Here is a 21600-nt window from a genome sequence, read left to right as displayed (position 1 = left end):
CGCCCTTCAGCGCCAGCGAGCCAAAAATCGCCGGCGTCTCGATTTTGACGCGCGGCGAATCAGCCAGCGCCTCAGCGCGGGTTTGCGGCGCCGCGGCGTCAAGCGCGGAGAGATCGCGCGAAACCGCGTCCTGCGGCGCGCCGGCGGTCGAGGGTGAAGAGGAGGGCGCGGCGCCCGGCGCCGTCTGCGCCTGCTGCTGCGGAACCTGCCGCGCCCGATCGGGCTTCGGCGCAAAGAAATAGCTCCAGCCAACGATCACAAGACACGACAGACCGATCGCAAGATAAAGATTCCGAGAATCCTTCGTCATATACTCGCCGCCTTGGGTAAATTCCCGAATGAAAGTCTTGAAACTCTGCCTTCAGCATAAAGCCTTCGGAGGCCGCGCGGCTCCGTTCCCGATGGGAGCATTCGGGCGAGCATCAATCCGGCCGGCCGTTCCGCCCCGGTTTGCTTTGAGGCGCAGCAGTTGCGGACGCTGATTGCGAGCGCGGCGTCTGCGCCTTTGATTTTCCGGCTTCAATTCCGCCGAGCGAGCGAACAAGCTCGGCCTGCATTGCGGGAAAGCCTAGGCGAAGGGCCTCGATGCGCGCAATCAGCACATAATCATGCCCAGGGCGAACGGGAAGAGCCTCCGCCGTGCGAACCGCTTCCTTGAGCCGGCGGCGAATCCGGTTGCGCAGAACCGCTTTGCCGATCTTCTTGGTGACGGTGAAGCCAAATCGCGGCGGCGGCGCTGGCGACCCCGAATCGATTCGGTCGCCGCCGCGCTGCTCAAGGCCGAACTGAGTCGCCGCCTGCAGGGTAAAGCCCCTTGCGTGAAAGCGCTTGCCCTTGGCGGCGCGCAAAAAATCCGCCCGTCGTTTCAAACGCTGAGGCGCTGCCGAAGGCGGAAAATCCTGCAAAGACCATTTGCCTGTATGTTCGAGCGCATGACCGCGCGACGAAAGCTTAGCGTCGCCGCAGATCATGCCCGGCTGCTGGAGGCGCGCTCCAGCGCATGAGACTCAGGCGGACAGTTTCTTGCGGCCGCGCGCCCGGCGCGCTGCGATGATACGGCGCCCGCCCACGGTCGCCATCCGGGCGCGAAACCCGTGCCGGCGCTTACGCACGAGCTTGCTCGGTTGATATGTCCGCTTCACCGTTCAATTCCTTTAAACTAGCGCGTCAGCAAAGCCGAGCGTCCACGATCTCCGCATATCGAAGCGGAGCGCGGCGATCAAGCCCGGCAAAGAAGGCGTCTTATAAGGGCGCCGTAACGCCAAAGTCAATTTACGCATGAGAAAAGCAGCGCCTGTAGCGCATCGGCTACGCATAATGATTCAGGCGGCGTCGCGGCGCGGCTTTCCTTCGGCGCCGGCGCGAATCGCCGAGATATTCGCCGCATAGTGATCGGGACCGCCCTTGAAGACGGCCGAGCCTGCGACAAGCGTGTCGGCGCCGGCCGCCGCGACCAGCGCCGCGGTCTCCGGATTGATGCCGCCGTCGACCTCGATGCGGATCGGGCGCTCGCCGATCATCGTCTTGAGCTCGGCGACCTTATCGACCGCCGAGGCGATGAAGGCCTGCCCGCCAAAGCCGGGATTGACCGACATCACCAGCACGAGGTCGATAAGGTCCAGCACGTGCTTGACGCTTGCGGCGGGCGTCGCGGGGTTGAGGACGACGCCCGCTTTCTTGCCGAGGCCGCGGATAGCCTGCAGCGAGCGGTGCAGATGGGGACCCGCCTCGACATGAATCGCGATGAGATCGGCGCCGGCTTCGGCGAACGCGCCGAGATAGGGATCGCAAGGCGCAATCATCAGATGCACGTCGAAGGGCAGCTTCGTATGCGCCCGGAGCGCGGCGACGACAGCCGGGCCGATCGTGATGTTCGGCACGAAATGTCCGTCCATGACGTCGACATGAATCCAGTCGGCGCCGGCGGCTTCAATGGCGCGCACTTCTTCGCCGAGCCTCGCGAAATCCGCCGACAGGATTGACGGGGCGATGACGAGAGGATGCATGGTCGTTGGCCTTTTCAACTCGAGGCTTCGGCGTCGAAGACGCGGCTCGTCAGCACGTCGGCCGCATCGATCGTCATCAAATCCTCGATCAGCACGGGACCTTCCTGCGCGAAATAGCGGTTGGCGTGCCTCAATCTGGCGCGGTCGAGAGCGTTGCGGATGGAGCGCGCGTTGGAAAAAAGAGGCTGGCGGCGCCTCGTTGCGATATAGGCTTCGAACGCTTTCGCGCCCTCGGGGCTGAACTTATAGTGCTGCGCCGCGAGCATCGTCTCGGCAATCGACATCAGCTCGTCGTCGCCGTAATCGGGGAAATCAATATGATGCGCGATGCGCGAGCGAAATCCGGGGTTTGAGCGGAAGAACTGGTCCATGCGCGTGGCGTAGCCGGCGAGGATCACGACGAGGTCTTCGCGCTGATTCTCCATCACCTGGAGCAGAATCTCGATCGCCTCCTGGCCGTAGTCGCGCTCATTCTCCTGACGGTAGAGGTAATAGGCTTCGTCGATGAAGAGCACGCCGCCCATGGCTCTCTTGAGGACTTCCTTCGTCTTCGGAGCCGTATGGCCGATATACTGGCCGACGAGATCGTCTCTCGTTACCGAGACAAGATGACCTTTGCGCACACAGCCGAGTTTGTGCAGGATTTCCGCCATGCGCAGCGCCACGGTGGTTTTTCCGGTGCCGGGATTGCCGGTGAAGGACATATGCAGCGTGGGCGTTTCCGCGACGAAGCCAAGACGCCGCCGCACGCGGTCGACGACGAGCAGTGCGCAAATCTGGCGGATGCGCTCCTTGACTGGCGCGAGGCCGACCAGCTCCCGATCGAGCTGATCGAGCACTTCCTGTACATGCGTCTCGCGCAGTTCGGCGCGAAGATCGATGGTCGCAGGGGAGGAGACAGAGGCGTCCTCCGTCGCATTATCGCTTGAAGCCATGGCTGCCTCGCATCATCGGATGTCGCCCCTCCGCCGACGCCGTTGGAGCGTCAACAAGTCCAGCTGGGTCTATGCGGGATTTGGCGCATGATGCCGAAAAGTCGCAGAGTTTTCGGACCCACATCATGCGTTAGAACAAAGGCTCTAAAGTAAAAATTACATCCTTTCCCGGGTAAGCCCCCCGAGGGACGTCAAAGGACGGCGCCGGCGCTCCTCGTTCGGGGCTTTCATTGGATCATGCGCTAATAACGCTCCGACTCCGGCCGGTCGACGGCGTAGGATTGCGTCGAATAGATCTGGTTGCGGCCGGGGCCTTCGGTGCGAACAAGGCGGAAGCCCGGCTCGTTCCTCGGCCGATTGACAATAAACGAGATGCGTACGCTCTCCCAGCCGTGCGATGAGTCAAAGCCCGAAAGCCGGATGTAGTAGCGCTCGGCATGCGCCTTGCGGCAGGCTTCGAGCTCGAGCATCACGCCGGCGGCGTCCTTGATGTCGAACATCGGCAGATCCCACATTTCCCAATAGGTGTTCCGGGGATGCGGATCATCCGTGTATTCGAGGTTTACCGCCCAGCCCTTGTCGATGCAATATTGGACCTGGGTTCTGATTTGATCGTCGGTGAGATCTGGAAGAAACGAGAAACAACCTTGCGTGATGCGCATCAGAACAATCCGTCCTATTCTGCCGGGGTGACGGTCGGAACGAAATCCGGCGAATCCGTTGACGTATAATTGAAGGTGACGTCCTTCCAGACATCGAGCGCCTGCCGCAGCGGCGTGCAGCCGCGCGCCGCTTCTTCAAGAATGGCCGGGCCTTCCGCGAGGGTGTCGCGGCCGGCGTTGCGCGCGAAGATCATCGCCTCGAGCGCGACGCGGTTGGCGGTCGCGCCCGCGGCGATCCCCATAGGATGGCCGATGGTGCCGCCGCCGAACTGCAGCACGACGTCTTCGCCAAGAAGATCGATGAGCTGGTGCATCTGCCCGGCGTGAATGCCGCCCGATGCGACAGGCATCAGCTTGTTCAGCGACGCCCAGTGCTGATCGAAGAAAATCCCATGCTCCAGCCGCTGCGGATTATAGTCCTCGCGGCAGATGTCATAATAGCCGCGCGTCGTATTGGGATCGCCTTCGAGCTTGCCGACGACCGTGCCGGCATGGATGTGATCGACCCCCGCAAGACGCATCCATTTGGCGATGACGCGGAAGGAGACGCCATGAATCTTCTGCCGCGTATAGGTTGAATGGCCGGCGCGGTGGAGATGCAGGATCATGTCGTTCCTGCGCGCCCATTTGGCCATCGACTGGATCGCCGTATAGCCGATCACGAGATCGATCATGATGATGACGGAACCGAGCTCCTTCGCAAACTCCGCGCGCTCATACATGTCCTCCATGGTCGCGGCGGTGACGTTGAGATACGTGCCTTTGACTTCGCCGGTCGCGGCCTGCGCGCGGTTCACCGCCTCCATGCAATAAAGGAAACGCTCGCGCCAATGCATGAAGGGCTGCGAGTTGATGTTTTCATCGTCCTTCGTAAAGTCGAGACCGCCCTTCAGCGCCTCGTAGACGACGCGGCCATAATTGCGTCCCGAAAGTCCGAGCTTCGGTTTGACCGTTGCGCCGAGGAGCGGCCGGCCGAATTTATCGAGGCGCTCGCGCTCGACGACAATGCCGGTCGCGGGGCCCTGAAAGGTTTTCACATAGGCGACGGGGAAGCGCATGTCCTCGAGGCGCAGCGCCTTCAGCGGCTTGAAGCCGAAGACATTGCCGATGATCGAGGCGGAGAGATTGGAGATCGAGCCCGGCTCGAAAAGGTCGAGCTCATAGGCGATGAAAGCGAAATAGGAGCCGGGCGCATGGGGCACGGGATCGACCCGATAGCATTTCGCCCGGTATTTGTCGGAAGCCGTCAAACGGTCTGTCCACACGACGGTCCAGGTCGCGGTCGAAGATTCGCCCGCGACAGCCGCCGACGCCTCTATCGGATCGACCCCATCCTGCGGCGTCACACGAAAGCAGGCGATGATGTCCGTATCATTCGGGACATAATCCGGCTGCCAATAGCCCATCTCGCGATATTCCATGACGCCCGCTGAATAGCGCGAACGGGGAACAGGGTCTTTTATGGCTGCCATGTGACTCTCCGTTTGATGGCGTCGCTTACTCCGCGGCGGAGCGTTGCAGTTGCGCGCGCGGGTCGAGGCTGCCGGAAGCGTAGCGTTTGGCCATCGCGGACATCGGCAGCACCTTGATCTTCGACGCGTTCCCGGCCGTTCCGAACTGTTCGAGACGCAGCTTGCAGACCGCTCGCATGGCGTCCATCGCCGGCTTCAGGAATTTGCGCGGATCGAACTCGTCCTTGTGTTCGGTCGCGATGCGGCGCAGCTGCCCGGTCATCGCGAGACGGCAGTCGGTGTCGATATTGACCTTGCGCACGCCATGTTTGATGCCGCGCACGATTTCTTCGACGGGCACGCCGAAGGTCTGTCGCATGGCGCCGCCATTGGCGTTGAAAATATCCTGCAGATCCTGTGGCACCGACGACGACCCATGCATGACGAGATGGGTGTTCGGCAATTTCGCGTGGATCTCTTCGATCACTTTCATCGAAAGGATGTCGCCGTCGGGCTTGCGCGAGAATTTATAGGCGCCATGCGAGGTTCCCATCGCAATCGCCAGCGCGTCCACTTTTGTGCGCAGCACGAAATCGACCGCCTGATCGGGGTCTGTCAGAAGCTGCTCGCGGCTGAGCTGGCCTTCCGCGCCATGACCGTCTTCCTGTTCGCCCGTTCCATGCTCGAGCGAGCCCAGAACGCCGAGCTCGCCTTCGACCGAGGCGCCGACGAGATGGGCGAATTCAGCGACCTTCGCCGTAATCGCGACGTTGTAGTCATAGGAGGCGGGCGTCTTGGCGTCGGATTCGAGCGAGCCGTCCATCATGACAGAGGAGAAGCCATACTGGATCGCGCTGAGGCAGGTCGCTTCGCCATTGCCGTGATCCTGGTGCATGCAGATCGGAATGTCGGGATACATTTCAATCAAGGCTTCGATCATCTTGGCGAGCATGATGTCATTGGCGTAGGCGCGCGCGCCCCGGCTCGCCTGAATGATGACGGGCGCGTCGACCGAGGCGGCCGCCTCGACGATTGCAAGACCCTGCTCCATATTGTTGATGTTGAAGGCGGGAACCCCGTAGTCGTGCTCGGCCGCGTGATCGAGCAATTGACGAAGCGTAATTCGGGCCATGGATGATTCTCCCTCGCACTTTGAAGTTTGGGGCCTCGTCGCCGGGCTTCTCCCGGCGCTCCAGCCATCCTGATCGATGCCCCGGCAATCGCGCTGCGTTGTCGCGACCGCCGTTTTCTCTCCCTTCGCCGAACCGATCGATCCCGCTGCTTTCAGCGCAGCTTTGGCAGGATCATCACTGCTTGCGCGGCGCCAGCCGGGCCCGCGCTTCGGCGATGATGGCCTCGACCGTAATGCCGAACTTTTTGAACAGTTCGCCCGCCGGAGCACTAGCCCCGAAACTCGACATGCCGATGAAGCCGTCCTCCGGTCCAAGCACGATGTCCCAGCTCTGACGCACCGCCGCCTCGATCGCAATGCGCGGCGCCGTTCCGATGACGCTGGCGCGATAGGCGGCCGGCGCCTTGGCGAAGAGCTCGAAACAGGGCAGGGAGACGACCGCCGCGCGGACGCCTTCATTGGCGAGTTGCTCGGCGGCCTCGACCGCGAGCGAAACTTCAGAGCCCGTCGCGAACAAGGTAATGTCACGCTCTCCTTCCGGCGCGCGCAAAACATAGCCGCCGGCGTCGGATAGATTCTCGGTCGTATGCGCGCGGCGAACGATCGGCAGGTTCTGCCGCGTGAGCGCGAGAACGGACGGCGATGACCTGGCCTGAAGAGCGAGCTCCCAAGCTTCCGCCGTCTCGACCGCGTCGGCGGGGCGAAACACAAGGAGGTTCGGGATTGCGCGCAGAGCGGCAAGGTGTTCGACCGGCTGATGCGTCGGCCCGTCTTCGCCAAGTCCGATCGAATCATGGGTCAGGACATGGATGACGCGAATCCCCATCAAGGCGGCGAGGCGGATCGCGGGCCGGCTGTAATCGGCGAAAACCAGAAAGGTTCCGCCATAAGGGATAAAGCCGCCGTGCAGGGCGATGCCGTTCATGGCCGCCGCCATGCCGAATTCGCGAATTCCGTAGTGAATGTAGCGGCCGGAAAAATCATCGGGCGTCACCGGCTTCATGTCGGCGGCCCTGGTATTATTGGAGCCGGTCAGATCGGCTGATCCGCCGATCAGATTGGGCTGCGCCGGGCTCAGCCAGTCGAGCAGTTTCTGCGAGGAGATGCGCGTCGCCTGCGGCGCGCCGCTTTCGCTCGCGGCTTTCTTGAACGATTCGACGGCGGCGGCGACGGCGGGCTCGATCGCGCCGCTGAGATCGGCGTCGTAACGCGCCTTCGTCGCGGCGTCGAGCTTGGCGTATCGGGCGGTCCAGTCGGCGTGAGCGCCGGCGGCGTAGCCTGCCGCCTCGCTCCAGGCTTTCTGGATGTTGTCCGGGATTTCAAAGGGCGCCGCAGTCCAGCCGAGGGCGGCGCGGGCGCCCGCCACTTCGTCCTTGCCGAGCGCCGCCCCATGCACGGCATGGGTGCCGGCTTTCGTCGGCGCGCCATAGCCGATTGTCGTCCGGCACGCGATCAGCACCGGCTTCTTGGACGATTGAGCAGCTTCGAGGGCGGCTGCGATGGCCTTCGGGTCGTGCCCGTCGATGCGCGAGGCGCTCCATCCGGCCGCCTCGAACCGCGCAAGCTGATCGACCGAGTCGGCGAGCGAGACCTTGCCGTCGATGGTGATGCCGTTATCGTCCCACAAAACGATCAGCTTGGATAATTTAAGATGGCCGGCGAGCGCGATCGCCTCGTGGCTGATCCCCTCCATCAGGCAGCCATCGCCGGTTATGACGTAGGTGCGGTGGTCGGCGATGCCGGCGCCGTAGCGGGCGGCGAGCAGTTTTTCGGCGATCGCCATGCCGACAGCTGTCGCAAGGCCCTGGCCGAGCGGGCCGGTTGTCGTCTCGACGCCCGGCGTATGACCATATTCGGGATGACCGGGCGTCCTTGAATTGAGCTGGCGAAAGCGCTCGATCTCCGTCCGGTTCATGTGGGGATAGCCGAGCAGATAAAGCAGCGAATAGAGCAGCATCGAGCCGTGTCCGGCGGACAGCACGAAACGGTCGCGGTCGGGCCAGGCCGGATCGGCGGGATCGAATTTCATGAATTGGGTGAAGAGAACAGTCGCGACGTCGGCCATGCCCATTGGCATGCCGGGGTGACCGGAATTGGCTTTCTCCACCGCGTCCATCGACAGCGCGCGAATGGCGTTGGCCATCTCCGCGTGCGTCGCGCTTTTAGAAACTCTCGCTAGCACGTTCATCAAATTTACGTCCATGAGTTAGCCGCCTTCGCCGCTCGACGAGCTGGAGGATGAAGGGGGTCAGGATGAGCTGCATCGCTAGATCGAGCTTGTTGCCGGGGATCACGATCGAATTGGCGCGCGACATGAAACTGTCGCGGATCATCGAATGCAGATACGGAAAATCTATGCCGGTCGGCTTCGCGAAACGGATGATGACCATCGATTCGTCGGCTGTTGGAATCCACCGCGCGACGAAGGGGTTTGAGGTGTCGACCGTCGGAACGCGCTGAAAATTGATGTCCGTTTCGGTAAATTGCGGACAGATGTAGCGCGTATAATCTGGCATCCGGCGCAGGATCGTGTCCATTACCGCTTCGGTCGTATAGCCGCGATCGGCGCGGTCGCGATGGATTTTCTGAATCCATTCGAGATTGATCACTGGAACGACGCCGATCTTCAGATCCGCGTGCCGCGCTATATTTACCTTTTCGGTGACGACCGCGCCATGCAGACCTTCATAGAAGAGAAGATCGCTGTGCGCCTGCAATGGCTTCCACTCGGTAAAGACGCCGGGCGGGCTCCCATAAAGCGCGGCCTCGGCTTCGTCATGCACATAATGTCGCGTCTTGGCGGTCCCGCGCGCGCTATAGGTGGCGAAGACATTCTCGAGCTCTTCGAGCAGATTGGCGCTCGCCCCGAAATGGCTGAAGTGGTGGTTGCCCTTCGCTTCCTCGTCGGCCATCACCTGGCGCATTTCGTCGCGATCATAGCGGTGAAAGGCGTCGCCCTCGATATAGGCCGCGTTGATGCCTTCGCGCCGGAAAATCTGCTCGAAGGTGCGCTTGACGGAGGTCGTTCCCGCGCCTGATGAACCGGTGACCGAAATGATCGGATATCTTGCCGACATGGCCTTCAGCTTTCTTCAACCGGACGCCGGAGTCTAAACCGCGAATGATCCAGAGCACTTTCAATTGAACCCTTATGGCGGTTCACACAAAGAAAATGCGATGAGAGAAAGCCAGCGCCAGGCGCTAGCCGCGAATGAGGCCGCGTCCCCCGAAAAGCGGCGCGCGCTCGGCCGAGACCTTCGGATCCGAGCGGTAGCGCGCGACAAGACGCGTCGGATCGGCCGAACCAAAAACCAGGGGAGTCCGCTGATGGATCGCGCTTGGAACGATGTCGAGAAGCGGGTTGACGCCATCGGTCGCGACGCCGCCGGCCCGTTCGATCAGGAAGGCGATCGGCGCGCCTTCATAAAGCAGGCGGAGCCGCCCGTCGGCATAGCCGGGCCGCTGATCGCCGGGGTAGAGAAACACGCCGCCGCGCAAGAGGATGCGATAGGCCTCGGCGACGAGGGCGGCGACCCAGCGCATATTGTAATTACGCTTCATGGGTCCTTCGACGCCGCGGGCGCAATCCTCGATAAAGGCGCGTATCGAGGGCTCCCAATGGCGGTAATTTGAAGCGTTGACAGCATATTCGGACGATTCCTTGGGGATTGGTCCGACGGTCACCGCATGGAAGAAGCGGCCGTCGCTGCGATCCAGCGTAAAGATCTCGACAGGGCCGTCGCCGAGTGCGAAGACGATTGACGTCTGCGGGCCGTAGATAACGAAGCCGGCGGCGATCTGAGCGCTTCCCGGCTGCAAAAAATGCTCTTCGAGGCTGCTCGCGTCCGGCAGCGTCGGAAGCACGGAGAAGATCGTTCCGATCGATACATTCGCGTCGATATTCGATGAACCGTCGAGAGGATCCATCGAGACCACGATGGAGGCCGTGGGGTCGAGAAGCACGGCCTCGCTCAGCTCTTCGGATACGACGCCATAGACCGGCGCGCGACGCATGGCCTCGACGAACATCTCATCGGCGAGGACGTCGAGCTCTTTCTGCACGTCGCCGTCGGTGTTGGTGCTGTCGCGGCTGGCGCCGAGTCGGCCATAGAGCTGGCCCAGCCCGATAAGGTCCGACAGTTTGACCGCGGTGGCGGCGATCTCGGAGAGCGCTTTCGCAGCGGCGTCCAAACGCGGGTTCGCCACAACGCTCTGCTTTAGATAGGCTTCGAAATCCTGCGCCCCGGAAATCCTTGGCATGTCGCGCCTTTTCCCCATTTAATTTTCAGCCTTATCGCCGAAAGCCATCAGAAATAAAAGTGAATATAATCCGCCCCACTAACAGAAAATCTCAAGAGGGACGATGCGCCGCCTTACTCTCAAGCATCTCGAAACCATCGTCGCCGTCGCTGAAAGTGGAACCATCGCCGCGGCGGCCGACGATCTCAACGTGACCGCGGCGGCGTTGACGTCGCGGATCAAGCTTCTCGAAGATGACGTCGGCGTCGCCCTGTTCGATCGCACGGGGGGGCGGCTGCGCTTGACCGACGCCGGGCAGGAGGTGGTCAAAATCGCGACGCGCATCGATCTGGCCCTGGCCGAACTGAAAGCGACGCTATCGGCGCACAAAGACAAGCATGCCGGACGCGTGACAATTGGCGTCGCCTCCACCGCTAAATATTTCGCGCCGCGCCTGATCGCCGCCTTCGCGCGCGGGAATCCGCGCATAGAAATTGCCGTCACCGTCGGGAACAGAGCCACGATCGTTGCTGCGCTCCGCGACTACGCGATCGACATGGCGCTAATGGGCAGCCCTCCGGCCGATTTTCCGGTCTTCAGCAAAGTCTTCGGCCCTCATCCCCAGGTCGTCATTGCTCCGCCCGAGCACAGTATGGCAAAACGCGCCGGCATAGACAAGGCGGAGCTCTGCCACGAGGGATTCATCATCCGCGAGGAAGGCTCGGGCACGCGCAATGTTTTTGATACGTTCTTTGGCGGGCTCGCGCCATCGCCGCCGCGCGTTCACATCGAGATCGGCTCGAACGAGACGGTCAAGCAGGCGGTGATGGCGGGCCTCGGGCTTACGCTGATCTCCGCGCATACGGTAGAGGCGGAAGTGGCCGAAGGGCGCCTTGCCATTCTGGATGTCGTCGGCATGCCGATCATGCGCCAATGGTTCGCCGTTCGTCACGGCGGCCGGGAGCTGTCGCCCGCGGCGAAAACCATGTGGGATTTCGTCGTTTCCGACGGACGCGGCTTTCTGCCGAAGATCGCTCTGCCGAGGGAATAAATCCCCAAAAGTTCCAGACTTTTATTGCCTCTCGCTCGTTCCTGGCGAAAGGCGCTCGCGCAAAAACGAGCCGCCGGCGATGAGCCCTTCTTCATCGATGCTGTGGCCAAGCCCCGGCCGCGCCAACACGGCGACGGGAACGCCCAGCGCCTCGAGAACAGCTCTCGCCTCCGCCATCGAAGCGAAGGGAATGATGTCGTCGGCCTCGCCGTGGATCAGCAGCACCGGCGGCTTCCCGCCGATTTCGGCGCGCAGCGCCGCGCCGTCGCGCAGCGCGCCGGAAAAGGCGACGATCGCCGCGATCTGCTCCTTGCGCCTGAGGCCGACATGGAGCGCCATCATTGCGCCCTGTGAGAAACCGACGAGGGCAAGCCGCTCCGGCGCGAGGCCTCGTTCGGCAAGAAGCGTATCGAGACAGGGGTCGAGAAGCTTCGCCGCCGTTCGGGCGCCTTCCAGCAGTTTCGCCGGCGCGCGGTCGGCGACGCTGAACCATTGCAGCCGATCCGGCGCGAAATCGCACGCAAACGGCGCGTTCAGGGAAATGAACTCTGTGCGCGGCAGCAGCATGCCCCAGTACTGCGCAAGATCGATCAGATCATCGCCGTTGGCGCCAATCCCATGCAAAAGCACGACAAGGCTTTCCGGACGGCCCCCCGCGAGGGGCGCAACTCGCGGCCCGTCAAGAGCGATCGTCATTGGCTCGGGTCTCTGACGCCTCGGCTTCGGCCGCGGCGGTTTCCTTCCTAAGCTTCGCGAGCCAGCGCTTCGCCTGCGCCTTGACGTTCGCCGGCGCCGTGCCGCCGTAGCTGACCCGGCTGCGGACGGATTTTTCGACGCCGAGCACGTCGAAGACCTCGTGTGTGATGCGCGGCTCGACCGTCAGCATCTCGTCGAGGGTCAGTTTTTCGAGACCCTTGTTCTGCGCGGCGGCGATGGCGACGAGCCGGCCCGTGACGTGATGGGCTTCGCGGAACGGTAGGCCCAAAGCCTTGACCAGCCAGTCGGCGAGGTCCGTCGCCGTCGCATATCCGGCGCCAGCCGCGGCCTTCATCCGCTTTTCATTGGGCTCAAGGTCGCCGACCATCCCGGTCATCGCGGCAAGACAGAGCGATAAGGATTGCAGCGCGTCGAACGTGCCCTCCTTGTCCTCCTGCATGTCCTTCGAATAGGTCAGCGGCAGGCCTTTCATGACGACCAGCAGCCCGGCAAGGGCGCCGATGATGCGCCCCGCCTTGCCGCGCACCAGTTCGGCGGCGTCGGGATTGCGCTTTTGCGGCATGATCGAGGAGCCTGTCGAGAATTTGTCCGACAGCGCCGCGAAGCCGAATTGCGGCGTCGCCCAAAGCACGATCTCCTCGGCGAAACGGGAGAGATGAACGGCGCAGATCGCCGCCGCGCTCAGCGTTTCCAGCACAAAATCGCGGTCGGACACGCTGTCGAGGGAATTGGCGGTCGGCCGGTCGAACCGAAGGGCGCGGGCGGTGGCGTCGCGGTCGATCGGAAACGACGTGCCGGCCAGCGCCGCCGCGCCGAGCGGGCATTCATTGAGGCGCGCGCGGGCGTCCGCGAGGCGCGATCGATCGCGCGCGAACATCTCGACATAGGCGAGCAGATGATGGCCGAAGGTGACGGGCTGCGCCGACTGCATATGGGTGAAGCCGGGCATGACGCTGCCCGCATGGGCGAGAGCTTTCTCGGCCAGCGCCAGTTGCAGCTGGCGAATTTGGCCGCTGAGAGCGTCGATCGTGTCGCGCACCCAGAGGCGGAAGTCGAGCGCGACCTGATCATTGCGCGAGCGCGCCGTATGCAGGCGGCCCGCCGCAGGGCCGATCAGCGCCGAAAGGCGCGATTCTATGTTCATGTGAATGTCTTCGAGGGCGCGCGAAAATGTGAATGTTCCGCTCTCGATTTCATGCTTGATTGCGGTTAGTCCCTTGGCGATCGCGTCGGCGTCGTCCTTCGTGACGATATTCGCCTGCGCCAGCATCGCGACATGCGCTTTCGATCCCTCTATATCCTGCAGCGCGAGCTTGTAGTCGAAACCGATCGAGGCGTTGATTTCCTCCATGATCGCGTCCGGACCGCTGGCGAACCGGCCGCCCCACATTTTATTGCTCATCGTGTCCCGCTCTTTAGAAGAAATCAGCTTGGAAGACGGCTTGAAAGACTTACCGCATGAGTGAACCTGTTTCGCAACGAGATCCGGACCGCAATGTCCATCGTCCCAGCGCCAATCGCCGTCTTGTCATTACGGCGGGGGTGATAGCGGCCGCCGTTCTGGCTGTCCTTTACGCGATGAAAGGGCCCGGCGGCAAGGAAGTGGAGAGCGCCGCCTGTCCGGGCGCCCGCGCCAGAGCCGCGGTTCTGGCGCCGCTCGCGCATGGGGAGGTCGCCGCCTTCAGCGTTTCCACGCAGCCGCGGCCGTTGCCGGAGCTTAAATTCGCGGCCGCTGACGGCGCGCCGGCGCGGCTTTCCGATTTCAAGGGCAAAACGACGCTCTTGAATCTCTGGGCGACATGGTGCGTGCCGTGCCGGCAGGAGATGCCGGCGCTCGACCGGCTGCAAGGCAAGCTCGGCTCCAGGGATTTCACCGTCGTCGCCGTCAACATAGACACGGCGAAGTTGGACCGACCCAAGGCCTTCCTGAACGAAATCGGCGTCAAAAATCTCAGCTTCTACGCCGACAACACGGCCGATATTTTCCAGACCCTGAAGGCGGATGGAAAGGCGCTTGGCCTGCCGACGACCATTCTTGTTGATGAAAATGGGTGCGACCTCGGCGTGATGGCCGGACCCGCGCAATGGGATTCGCCCGACGCTCTCGCGCTTCTGTCCGCCGCAAAAAGCTAGCGCGCTTCTCTCCCCGCAAAAAGCCGGCGCGCTCGCGCAAGAGCATTGCCCCGGCGAGCGACGGCGGATTTGCGACAGACGCGATGGCGGAATTGCGACAATTCCGCTGACGCGCCGGGTTCGCCGGCGAAAGCCGGCGCCGGTTCAGGCTTTGGCCGGCTGCTTGACCTCAATGCCCTTGCTGCTGAGGTAGCTTGCGAGTTCGCCGCTCTGGAACATTTCGCGGGTGATGTCGGCGCCGCCGATGAATTCGCCTTTGATATAAAGCTGCGGAATCGTCGGCCAGTTGGAGAACTCCTTGATTCCCTGACGGATTTCGTCCGTTTCGAGGCAGTTCACGTCCTTGAAGGGGACGTCGAGATAAGACAGGATCTGGACGATCTGGCCGGAAAATCCGCATTGCGGAAAGTTCCGCGTGCCTTTCATGAATAAAACCACGTCATTATTTTCGATCGTCGACTGGATCTCTTCCTTGATGGCCATGGCCAATTCCTTTCACGTGAACGCCGTCATTGCCGCAGCGAATTTATGCGCTTTATTTTGGCGCTTGAGTGGTGAGTTGCAATGCATGAAGCGGGCCGCCCATTGAGGCGCCGAGGGCTTTATAGACGATCTGATGCTGCTGCAGCTTGGTCTTGCCGATGAATTCGGAAGAGGTGATCGTCGCCGCCCAATGGTCCTTGTCGCCGACAAGATCGGTGAGGTCGATGACCGCGTCCGGAATGCCGGTCCTGATGAGCTTTTCGATTTCGGAAGGTTCCATGGGCATGAGCGTTGCGTCCTAGATAGCGCGGCGTGAAGCGCCGCTGCGAATAAAAGCGCTTCAAGCAAAATCAGTACCGGCCCGCGTCGCCAAACGCGATCGTATGAACGCGAAGATGTCTATAACGCGCCGGCCATATATTCGGGGAGCCATTCTTCATAGTTCCCCACCAGATCACTCAACAATATGGAGGTCTCGCCGCCGAGGGTCAATGTCGGCCCCCCGGTTTCGCCGATGCGCCGGCAGGGGACGCCGGCCTCCAGCGCCGCAGCGACGACGGTTTCGACCTGGCTGGTCTGCGCCGCGACGATGTAGCGCGCCTGATCCTCCCCGAACCAGAAGGCATGAGCGGCGACGTCGGCCGGCGCTTCGATCACGGCGCCGACGCCTCCCGCCATAGCCATCTCCGCCAGCGCCACGGCGAGCCCGCCGTCCGAGGCGTCGTGAACGGCGACGACCACGCCCCGCGCGATGAGATTGCGCACGAAATCGCCGTTGCGCTTTTCCTCTCCGAGATCAACGGGCGGCGGCGCGCCTTCCTCGCGCCCGCAGATTTCACGCAAATAAAGAGATTGGCCGAGCCAGCCGAGCGTCGTTCCGATCAGGAAAATCTGCTCGCCCGGCCGCTTGAACGCAATCGTCGCGGTCCGCCCCACGTCGCTGAGGACGCCGACGCCGCCGATCGACGGCGTCGGCGGAATGGCCTTGCCGCTGCTCTCGTTGTAGAGCGAGACATTGCCCGAGACGATCGGGAAATCCAGCGCGCGGCAGGCCTCGCCAATGCCTTTGAGGCAATCGACGAACTGACCCATGATCTCCGGCTTTTCGGGATTGCCGAAATTGAGATTATCGGTCACCGCGCGCGGCAGCGCGCCGACGGCCGTGAGGTTGCGCCAGGCCTCCGCCACCGCCTGTTTGCCCCCTTCGAAGGGATCGGCCTCGCAATAGCGCGGCGTCACATCCGTCGTCAGCGCCAGGCCCTTGGGGCCGTCGCCAAGCCGGATCACCGCCGCGTCGCCGCCCGGAGTCTGCACGCTATTGCCGAGAATGAGATGGTCATATTGCTCGTAGACCCAACGCTTCGAGCAAAGGTCCGGCGTCGCGATGAGGCGCAGCAGAGCTTCCGCGTTGGAGATCGGCGGCTCGATCCGGGCGGGGTCTATGCGCTCGCGCGCGGCGCTGGAAACATGCGGGCGGTCATAGAGCGGGGCGGCGTCGCCAAGCTGCTTGATCGGCAGGTCGGCTTTGACTTCGCCGCCATGCTTGACGACGAAGCGAAGCGTGTCGGTCGTTTTGCCGACGATGGCGAAGTCGAGGCCCCATTTAACGAACGCGGCTTTCGCTTCTTCCTCCTTGGCCGGATCGAGCACCATCAACATCCGCTCCTGGCTTTCCGAGAGCAGCATTTCATAGGCGCTCATGCCGGTTTCGCGGCAGGGCAGGGCGTCAAGGTCGAGTTCGACGCCAAGATCGCCCTTCGCCCCCATTTCGACCGCCGAGGAGGTGAGCCCGGCCGCGCCCATGTCCTGAATGGCGATGACGGCGCCGGTGCGCATCAGCTCGAGGCAGGCCTCTAGCAGCAGCTTCTCGGTGAAGGGATCGCCGACCTGCACGGTCGGGCGCTTCGCCTCGGCGTCTTCCTCAAAGGAGGCCGAGGCCATGGTCGCGCCATGAATGCCGTCGCGTCCGGTTTTGGAGCCGAGATAGACAATCGGATTGCCGACGCCCGTCGCCTTTGCGTAAAAAATTTCGTCCGAGCGGGCGATGCCGACGGCCATTGCATTGACGAGGATGTTACCGTCATAGCCCTTATGAAAAGCGGTCGCGCCGCCGACCGTCGGCACGCCGAAACTATTGCCGTAGGAGCCGATGCCGGCCACGACTCCGGCGACGAGATGGCGCGTCTTCGGATGCTCCGGTGCGCCGAACCGCAACAGGTTCAGGCAGGCGACCGGCCGCGCGCCCATGGTGAAGACGTCGCGCAAAATGCCGCCGACTCCCGTCGCCGCGCCCTGAAACGGCTCGATATAGGAGGGATGGTTGTGACTCTCCATCTTGAAGACGCAGGCCTCGCCGTCGCCGATGTCGATGACGCCGGCGTTCTCGCCGGGGCCCTGGATGACCCATGGCGCCCTGGTCGGCAGGCCGCGCAGATGCAGCCGCGACGACTTATAGGAACAATGCTCGTTCCACATCGCCGAGAAAATGCCGAGCTCGGTGAAGGTCGGAATCCGGCCAATCAAGGCGAGGATCTTCTCATATTCGTCCGGCTTCAGGCCGTGCGAGGCGACCAGTTCCGGGGTGATGGGTGGTTTTTCGCTGTGGCTCGACATGGGCCGCCTTATGTCATTGAGATCCCTTGGGAGGGAGGGCCGCCGGAAACGGCGGTCGAGGCGAAGGATCCGCCCCACGAGTGATAGGAAGCCGCCCTCCTTAAGCAGCGGCGCTCCATTGAACAAGTTAACGCGCAAATCCGCTCGCTAGACAGCGGCGGGCGCGGCGGCCTTGAACGCCGCCAGGCTCTCGAACAGCCCTTTGCCATCCGTGCCGCCAACCAGTGGGTCAATCAGATTCTCAGGGTGAGGCATGAGGCCGAGAACATTGAAGCGCTCGGAATAGACGCCGGCGATGGCGTTGGTCGAACCGTTTGGGTTGGCGCTCTTGCTGAGCTTGCCCTGGGCGTCGCAATAGCGGAAGGCGACGCGGCCATCTCCCTCGAGGCGGCGAATCGTCTCTGCGTCCGCCTCGTAATTGCCTTCGCCGTGGGCGATGGCGATCTTGATCGCCTGACCCTGCTTGTATCTCGACGCAAAGGCCGTGTCGCTGCGCTCCACGCGCACATGCTGCATGCGGCAAATGAAGCGCAGCTGCGCATTGCGCATCAAAACTCCGGGAAGGAGCCCGAACTCGACGAGAATCTGGAAGCCGTTGCAGATGCCAAGCACAAGGCCGCCGCGCTCGGCATGAGCGCGCACGGCCCCCATAACCGGCGAATGCGCCGCGATGGCGCCGCAACGCAGATAGTCGCCATAGGAAAAGCCGCCCGGCAGCACGACAAGGTCGGTCCCCTGTGGCAGTTCGCGGTCGCCGTGCCAGACGACTTTGGCCGCGCCATGCGGGGCGAGCGCGCGCAGGGCGTCGCCTTCGCGATTCGAGCCGGGAAATAGAATAATGGCGGCGTTCATGGAGCCGATGAACTCCTCGTCAAATTGCGGACTGGCCGCCGCGCGGAGGGCTTGCCTCTCGCGGCGCGGGGCAACGCCCTAGGGGATTTCGACCTGATAATCTTCGACCACCTGATTGGCGAGAAGCTTTTCGCAGGCCTCCCGCAGCACAGCTTCGGCCGCGCCATGATCGGCGGCGTCGAGCTCCACGTCGAAGATCTTGCCTTGCCGCACGCTTTTGATCCCATTGACATGGAGCGCCTTCAGCGCGCCTTCAATGGCCTTGCCTTGCGGATCGAGGATCCCGTTTCTGAGAGTGACGACGACCCGGGCTTTCATTGCTGCCTATCCCTTTAAGCTTAAGTCCTGCCGATCCGCTTGCTCCAGCGCGGCGCGGGCAATTCCCGCGAAACAAAAACGGAGGCCGAAGCCTCCGGATAGTTCGATTTGCAGCGCGCCGCAAATCTTTGTTCTCGGGATTGGCTTTTGCGCGACAATTCATTCGCAAAGGCTTCCGCGAGCGCCGCTGCGAGAGAGGTTAGGGACTCTCCGCAAGGGCTTTGCCGGTGGCTTTGGAGCCGAAGGCGGGATTGAAAAGCGCGCGTTCCGGACGTTTCATTTCGTCCGGCAACGCTTACAGCTTTCTCGATGCGGCTAGCGAACGAGCTTCGGTCCGGCCGCGCGAGGTTGTTCATTCTCCTGCAGGATGCCGAGCCTGCGCGCAACTTCCGTATAGGCTTCGACGAGACCGCCGAGATCGCGGCGGAAGCGGTCTTTATCGAGCTTATCGTTCGATTTAATGTCCCACAGCCGGCAGGAATCGGGCGAAATCTCGTCCGCGACGGCGATGCGCATCATATCGCCTTCCCACAGTCGGCCGCATTCCATCTTGAAGTCGACGAGGCGGATGCCGACGCCGAGGAACAGGCCGGTCAGGAAATCATTGACCCTTATGGCGAGCGCCATGATGTCGTCGATCTCCTGCGGGCTCGCCCAGCCGAAAGCGGTAATGTGCTCTTCCGTCACCATCGGATCGTTGAGTTCGTCGTTCTTGTAATAGAATTCGATGATCGACCGCGGCAGCTGGGTGCCTTCCTCGATGCCGAGGCGCGTCGCAAGGGAGCCCGCGGCGACGTTGCGGACGACGACTTCGAGCGGAATGATCTCGACTTCGCGAATCAGCTGCTCGCGCATGTTGAGGCGGCGGATGAAATGGGTCGGCACGCCGATGTCGTTCAGATTTTGAAAAATGAACTCGGAGATTCTGTTATTGAGGACGCCTTTGCCGTCAATGACCTCATGCTTCTTGGCGTTGAATGCGGTTGCGTCATCCTTGAAATGCTGGATGAGCGTGCCGGGTTCGGGTCCTTCATAGAGGACCTTGGCCTTGCCTTCATAGATGCGCCGGCGGCGATTCATTGGGATTAACCGTGGCTTGAGAGGATCCATTGGCGGCCGTGGCTCCTGTGAACGTCCTGGGGCCCGCGTCCAAACAGCTGATCGAGCGCTGTTCAGCCGCGGAGGAGTGAAGTTGGGTCGAGGCTAAGCCGCAGGTCCGCAGGGTCTTACACGCTTTTCTGTCCCGGAGACAAGCCAAGCGGCAAACCCGTCGAAAAGCGGCCCGCGCGCGCAGCTTTGAGTCAACGCACTGAGATCACGCTGAAAAATGATTCCCCCACATGAGGCCGACGCCGGCCGTTCTAGCAGACATCCGCCGTCGGATACAGAGAAGAAATCAACCCCGCTCCCGCTTCAAGCGCCGTCATATTGCCTATGCGACAATGGCCTTTTCAAGAAATCATGCTAAAATTAACCAGGGTAAAAGAGCGAAAGTCGGCATTCGCCGGAATTGGATGGGATTTCATGACGACATTCGACAAGCGCGAACAGGCTTTCGAAGCTCAGCTTGTGCATGACGAGGCGCTGAAGTTCAAGGCAATCGCCCGCCGCAACAAGTGGTTCGGGCTCTGGGCGGCGGGAATGCTCGGCAAGACCGGCGCGGAGGCCGAAGCTTACGCCAACGCGGTGGTTCAGACCGACATCGCCCAAGGCGCCGAGGAGTTTTTCAGGAAGGTTCGAGCCGACTTCGACAAAGCCGGAGTCCAGCTATCCGACCACCAGATCCGCCGCAAACTCGAAGAATTGCTCGTCGCCGCGATCGCCGAGGTCAAAGGCGCCTAGAGTCTGACGCCGAAAGTTACGGGCCTTTCGGACCGATATCATCCTGCAAAACAAAAGCTTACGATTGATTGCTCAGCGTCCGCGCGAGGTTCGCGCCGCTTCCTAAGCAATTGTTAGCTCTTGCGGGACGAGACTGTCCGCCATGTCCCGCGCAAAAACCCCCGATATCGGCCTTGTTCCGACGGCGTTGCCCGATCACCTGGCGCTCTTCGCTCACGCGGATGCCGAGCTTTTGGTGCTTGCCCGCGCGTGGCTCGCGTATTTGGCGGGCGAACGCCGGGTCGCTGATCTGACGCTCGAAGCGTACACCCGCGACCTTCGCCAATTTCTGGCCTTCGCCACCATTCACTTCGGCGCAACTCCGTCGCTTACGATGATTCGCGATCTTGCGCCGGGCGATCTGCGCGCCTTCATGGCCTCGCGCCGGGAGGCGGGCGTCGGCAGCCGCTCCCTTTTGCGGCAGCTCGCGGGCCTTCGCAATTTCACGCGCTATCTCGAGCGTAACGGACACGGGCAGAGCGGGGCCTTCGCGGCGGTGCGCGCGCCCAAAACCTCGCGCCGGCTGCCAAAGCCCTTGACGGCGAGCGCCGCGCGCGCGCTGACCGGCGTCGATGTGCGGGCAGGAGAAAATCGTCCCGCCTGGATACTGGCGCGCGACGCCGCCGTTCTCGGGCTACTCTATGGCGCGGGGCTGCGCATTTCCGAGGCCCTGTCGATCAAGCGATCGGATGCGCCAGTCGGCGCGCTGGATGTGCTGAGAGTCGTCGGCAAAGGCAAGAAGACGCGCGACACGCCGATCATCGCGCCTGTGCGGCGCGGGATCGAAACCTATCTCGATCTATGTCCTTATAACCTTCCGCCGGACCGGCATTTGTTCGTGGGCGCGAAGGGAGCGCCGCTGTCCCCGCGCATCATCCAGCTCGCGGTCGAGCGGTTGCGCGGCGCGCTCGGCCTGCCGGATACCGCGACGCCGCATGCGCTGCGCCATTCCTTCGCCACCCATCTCCTCGGGCGTGGCGGCGATCTTCGCGCCATCCAGGAATTGCTCGGCCACGCCTCGCTCTCCACGACGCAGATTTACACGGCGGTCGACAGCGCCCGGCTCGTCGAGGCCTATCGCTCGGCGCATCCGCGCGGAGGCTGAACGGCGCTGCGGCGGCGAAACC

General features: G+C 62.5%; 22 protein-coding genes and 1 pseudogene. 4 read left to right on the top strand and 19 right to left on the bottom strand.

Annotated elements, in window-relative coordinates:
* The 11 genes and pseudogenes from MPC4_RS13620 to MPC4_RS13570 form a co-directional block, all read right to left on the bottom strand.
* Nucleotides 1–310: pseudogene (locus MPC4_RS13620) on the bottom strand (membrane protein insertase YidC); the annotation flags it as partial.
* 112 nt (nt 311–422) lie between these two features.
* Nucleotides 423–971 carry a ribonuclease P protein component gene (gene rnpA, locus MPC4_RS13615; RefSeq protein ID WP_174512976.1) on the bottom strand — a complete coding sequence of 183 codons (549 nt, stop codon included), beginning with the start codon at nt 969–971 and terminating at the stop codon, nt 423–425.
* A gap of 36 nt (nt 972–1007) precedes the next feature.
* A complete protein-coding gene (rpmH, locus tag MPC4_RS13610) occupies nt 1008–1142 on the bottom strand; it encodes a 50S ribosomal protein L34 (protein WP_012590238.1) in 135 nt (44 codons plus the stop codon).
* Nucleotides 1143–1322: 180 nt separating this feature from the next.
* Nucleotides 1323–2006 (bottom strand): ribulose-phosphate 3-epimerase, encoded by a 684-nt coding sequence (gene rpe / locus MPC4_RS13605; RefSeq protein ID WP_174512975.1) that lies wholly within the window; start codon nt 2004–2006, stop codon nt 1323–1325.
* A gap of 14 nt (nt 2007–2020) precedes the next feature.
* Entirely contained in the window at nt 2021–2941 is a 921-nt protein-coding gene (gene cbbX / locus MPC4_RS13600) for a CbbX protein (protein ID WP_174512974.1), read from the bottom strand.
* A gap of 242 nt (nt 2942–3183) precedes the next feature.
* A complete protein-coding gene (locus MPC4_RS13595) occupies nt 3184–3603 on the bottom strand; it encodes a ribulose bisphosphate carboxylase small subunit (RefSeq protein ID WP_134486700.1) in 420 nt (139 codons plus the stop codon).
* Nucleotides 3604–3617: 14 nt separating this feature from the next.
* Complete coding sequence (locus MPC4_RS13590; RefSeq protein ID WP_134486703.1) at nt 3618–5075, bottom strand: form I ribulose bisphosphate carboxylase large subunit; 1458 nt, start codon at nt 5073–5075, stop codon at nt 3618–3620.
* Nucleotides 5076–5100: 25 nt separating this feature from the next.
* Entirely contained in the window at nt 5101–6186 is a 1086-nt protein-coding gene (gene fba / locus MPC4_RS13585; RefSeq protein ID WP_174512973.1) for a class II fructose-bisphosphate aldolase, read from the bottom strand.
* Nucleotides 6187–6361: 175 nt separating this feature from the next.
* A complete protein-coding gene (tkt, locus tag MPC4_RS13580; RefSeq protein WP_174512972.1) occupies nt 6362–8374 on the bottom strand; it encodes a transketolase in 2013 nt (670 codons plus the stop codon).
* Nucleotides 8349–9263: a phosphoribulokinase gene (locus tag MPC4_RS13575; protein WP_134486712.1), complete on the bottom strand. Its 915-nt coding sequence runs from the start codon at nt 9261–9263 to the stop codon at nt 8349–8351. The genes tkt and MPC4_RS13575 overlap by 26 nt, the downstream gene beginning before the upstream one ends.
* Before the next feature lie 124 nt (nt 9264–9387).
* A complete protein-coding gene (locus tag MPC4_RS13570; protein WP_174512971.1) occupies nt 9388–10446 on the bottom strand; it encodes a class 1 fructose-bisphosphatase in 1059 nt (352 codons plus the stop codon).
* A gap of 103 nt (nt 10447–10549) precedes the next feature.
* On the opposite strand from MPC4_RS13570, the gene MPC4_RS13565 reads away from it, so the two are divergent.
* A complete protein-coding gene (locus tag MPC4_RS13565; protein ID WP_134486723.1) occupies nt 10550–11476 on the top strand; it encodes a LysR family transcriptional regulator in 927 nt (308 codons plus the stop codon).
* Nucleotides 11477–11497: 21 nt separating this feature from the next.
* Here MPC4_RS13565 and MPC4_RS13560 read toward each other — a convergent pair whose 3' ends face one another.
* Both MPC4_RS13560 and argH read right to left on the bottom strand, forming a co-directional pair.
* Complete coding sequence (locus MPC4_RS13560) at nt 11498–12172, bottom strand: alpha/beta hydrolase (RefSeq protein WP_174512970.1); 675 nt, start codon at nt 12170–12172, stop codon at nt 11498–11500.
* Entirely contained in the window at nt 12156–13595 is a 1440-nt protein-coding gene (gene argH, locus MPC4_RS13555; RefSeq protein WP_174512969.1) for an argininosuccinate lyase, read from the bottom strand. Before argH ends, MPC4_RS13560 begins: the two co-directional genes overlap by 17 nt.
* A 56-nt stretch (nt 13596–13651) precedes the next feature.
* Between argH and tlpA the strand changes: the two genes are divergently transcribed.
* Nucleotides 13652–14326, top strand: coding sequence for a thiol:disulfide interchange protein TlpA (tlpA, locus tag MPC4_RS13550; RefSeq protein WP_174512968.1), 675 nt, complete (start codon nt 13652–13654; stop codon nt 14324–14326).
* Between the two features lie 144 nt (nt 14327–14470).
* Here the strand turns inward: tlpA and grxD are convergent, their stop codons facing one another.
* The 6 genes from grxD to purC form a co-directional block, all read right to left on the bottom strand.
* Entirely contained in the window at nt 14471–14809 is a 339-nt protein-coding gene (grxD, locus tag MPC4_RS13545) for a Grx4 family monothiol glutaredoxin (protein WP_174512967.1), read from the bottom strand.
* A gap of 52 nt (nt 14810–14861) precedes the next feature.
* Nucleotides 14862–15089, bottom strand: coding sequence for a BolA/IbaG family iron-sulfur metabolism protein (locus MPC4_RS13540; protein WP_425312471.1), 228 nt, complete (start codon nt 15087–15089; stop codon nt 14862–14864).
* A 119-nt stretch (nt 15090–15208) separates the two neighbouring features.
* Nucleotides 15209–17422, bottom strand: a complete 2214-nt coding sequence (gene purL, locus MPC4_RS13535) for a phosphoribosylformylglycinamidine synthase subunit PurL (protein WP_174512965.1) — start codon at nt 17420–17422, stop codon at nt 15209–15211.
* A 147-nt stretch (nt 17423–17569) separates the two neighbouring features.
* The gene (gene purQ / locus MPC4_RS13530) at nt 17570–18274 is read right to left on the bottom strand and encodes a phosphoribosylformylglycinamidine synthase subunit PurQ (protein ID WP_174512964.1); all 705 of its coding nucleotides are present in this window, start codon (nt 18272–18274) and stop codon (nt 17570–17572) included.
* A gap of 78 nt (nt 18275–18352) precedes the next feature.
* Entirely contained in the window at nt 18353–18592 is a 240-nt protein-coding gene (gene purS / locus MPC4_RS13525) for a phosphoribosylformylglycinamidine synthase subunit PurS (protein WP_134486739.1), read from the bottom strand.
* A gap of 315 nt (nt 18593–18907) precedes the next feature.
* Nucleotides 18908–19702: a phosphoribosylaminoimidazolesuccinocarboxamide synthase gene (gene purC / locus MPC4_RS13520; RefSeq protein WP_134486742.1), complete on the bottom strand. Its 795-nt coding sequence runs from the start codon at nt 19700–19702 to the stop codon at nt 18908–18910.
* 414 nt (nt 19703–20116) lie between these two features.
* On the opposite strand from purC, the gene MPC4_RS13515 reads away from it, so the two are divergent.
* On the top strand, nt 20117–20434 hold the full coding sequence (locus MPC4_RS13515; protein WP_134486745.1) for a DUF1476 domain-containing protein: 318 nt from the start codon (nt 20117–20119) through the stop codon (nt 20432–20434).
* Nucleotides 20435–20576: 142 nt separating this feature from the next.
* Nucleotides 20577–21578, top strand: coding sequence for a tyrosine recombinase XerC (locus MPC4_RS13510; protein WP_174512963.1), 1002 nt, complete (start codon nt 20577–20579; stop codon nt 21576–21578).
* Nucleotides 21579–21600: the final 22 nt, after the last annotated feature.

Origin of the sequence: Methylocella tundrae (assembly GCF_901905185.1) — a bacterium.
In the GTDB taxonomy this organism is placed as follows: Bacteria; Pseudomonadota; Alphaproteobacteria; order Rhizobiales; family Beijerinckiaceae; genus Methylocapsa; species Methylocapsa tundrae.
This window is presented reverse-complemented; position numbering and strand designations above follow the sequence as displayed.

Coding starts and splice junctions, on each gene's coding strand:
- rnpA (WP_174512976.1), bottom strand. CDS start 971: ATGATCTGCGGCGACGCTAAGCTTTCGTCGCGCGGTCATGCGCTCGAA.
- rpe (WP_174512975.1), bottom strand. CDS start 2,006: ATGCATCCTCTCGTCATCGCCCCGTCAATCCTGTCGGCGGATTTCGCG.
- cbbX (WP_174512974.1), bottom strand. CDS start 2,941: ATGGCTTCAAGCGATAATGCGACGGAGGACGCCTCTGTCTCCTCCCCT.
- MPC4_RS13595 (WP_134486700.1), bottom strand. CDS start 3,603: ATGCGCATCACGCAAGGTTGTTTCTCGTTTCTTCCAGATCTCACCGAC.
- MPC4_RS13590 (WP_134486703.1), bottom strand. CDS start 5,075: ATGGCAGCCATAAAAGACCCTGTTCCCCGTTCGCGCTATTCAGCGGGC.
- fba (WP_174512973.1), bottom strand. CDS start 6,186: ATGGCCCGAATTACGCTTCGTCAATTGCTCGATCACGCGGCCGAGCAC.
- tkt (WP_174512972.1), bottom strand. CDS start 8,374: ATGAACGTGCTAGCGAGAGTTTCTAAAAGCGCGACGCACGCGGAGATG.
- MPC4_RS13575 (WP_134486712.1), bottom strand. CDS start 9,263: ATGTCGGCAAGATATCCGATCATTTCGGTCACCGGTTCATCAGGCGCG.
- MPC4_RS13570 (WP_174512971.1), bottom strand. CDS start 10,446: ATGCCAAGGATTTCCGGGGCGCAGGATTTCGAAGCCTATCTAAAGCAG.
- MPC4_RS13565 (WP_134486723.1), top strand. CDS start 10,550: ATGCGCCGCCTTACTCTCAAGCATCTCGAAACCATCGTCGCCGTCGCT.
- MPC4_RS13560 (WP_174512970.1), bottom strand. CDS start 12,172: ATGACGATCGCTCTTGACGGGCCGCGAGTTGCGCCCCTCGCGGGGGGC.
- argH (WP_174512969.1), bottom strand. CDS start 13,595: ATGAGCAATAAAATGTGGGGCGGCCGGTTCGCCAGCGGTCCGGACGCG.
- tlpA (WP_174512968.1), top strand. CDS start 13,652: ATGAGTGAACCTGTTTCGCAACGAGATCCGGACCGCAATGTCCATCGT.
- grxD (WP_174512967.1), bottom strand. CDS start 14,809: ATGGCCATCAAGGAAGAGATCCAGTCGACGATCGAAAATAATGACGTG.
- MPC4_RS13540 (WP_425312471.1), bottom strand. CDS start 15,089: ATGGAACCTTCCGAAATCGAAAAGCTCATCAGGACCGGCATTCCGGAC.
- purL (WP_174512965.1), bottom strand. CDS start 17,422: ATGTCGAGCCACAGCGAAAAACCACCCATCACCCCGGAACTGGTCGCC.
- purQ (WP_174512964.1), bottom strand. CDS start 18,274: ATGAACGCCGCCATTATTCTATTTCCCGGCTCGAATCGCGAAGGCGAC.
- purS (WP_134486739.1), bottom strand. CDS start 18,592: ATGAAAGCCCGGGTCGTCGTCACTCTCAGAAACGGGATCCTCGATCCG.
- purC (WP_134486742.1), bottom strand. CDS start 19,702: ATGGATCCTCTCAAGCCACGGTTAATCCCAATGAATCGCCGCCGGCGC.
- MPC4_RS13515 (WP_134486745.1), top strand. CDS start 20,117: ATGACGACATTCGACAAGCGCGAACAGGCTTTCGAAGCTCAGCTTGTG.
- MPC4_RS13510 (WP_174512963.1), top strand. CDS start 20,577: ATGTCCCGCGCAAAAACCCCCGATATCGGCCTTGTTCCGACGGCGTTG.